This window comes from Cryobacterium sp. 10I1 (genome assembly GCF_035019805.1).
Taxonomy (GTDB): domain Bacteria; phylum Actinomycetota; class Actinomycetes; order Actinomycetales; family Microbacteriaceae; genus Cryobacterium; species Cryobacterium glucosi.
On the sequence record NZ_JASJVF010000531.1, the window covers coordinates 1 to 721 of the forward strand.

At 71.3% G+C, this 721-nt stretch carries 1 pseudogene; it reads right to left on the reverse strand.

Features of this window, described 5'->3' with window-relative positions:
• A pseudogene (locus tag QN345_RS19610) lies at positions 1-721 on the reverse strand (DNA polymerase III subunit alpha); the annotation flags it as partial.

Consider the following 721-nt stretch of genomic DNA (forward strand, 5'->3'; position numbering starts at 1 on the left):
GTACCGGGGGACCGGCAGGTCGACGTCGAAGGCGAGTTGGTCGTCGTGCACGGCGACGGCCGTGCCGCGGAGCGACTGGATGTGCGCGAGCAGCTCATGCCGGCGCTCACGGTCATAGCCGATGAAGCTGTCGAGGGCGCCGACCCGTGCGAGCGCCTCGAAGCTCGACCGCCGTGGCCGCACCCGGTCCCGGAAGTCCTGGAGCGAGGAGAACGGCTGGTGCCGCACGATCCGGGCCCTCTCGGCGGCGGTGCTGCCCGAAAGCTCTGGCAGCGCCAGGCGGATGCCTCTGCGCGGCCCGGCAGGCCCGGGAGACCCGGCAGTCACCGGTTCGACCTGGACAGGCCCGGCGTGGCCAGGAGGAAGATCCTCGACCCGGTAGTCGAGCACGCTGTGCTGCACGTCGAGCGGAAGCACGGGCACCCCGAGCGCCCGGGCTTCGGCCACGAGCAGGTCCTTCGGCCACATTCCCGGGTCGTGGGTGAGGAGACCGGCAAGGAAGACCGCAGGGTGATGGGTCTTCAGCCACGCGGACTGGTAGGTGGGCAGGGCGAACGCGGCGCCGTGCGCCTTGGCGAAGCCGAAGCTGCCGAATCCGGCGAGCACGGTCCAGATCCGGTCGATCACCGCCGGGGGGAATCCGCGGCCCAGGGCCTGCTCACGGACGTACGCCTCGATGAGGGGCAGCTGCTCGGGTTTCCCCAGGTGCCTGCGGAAGACA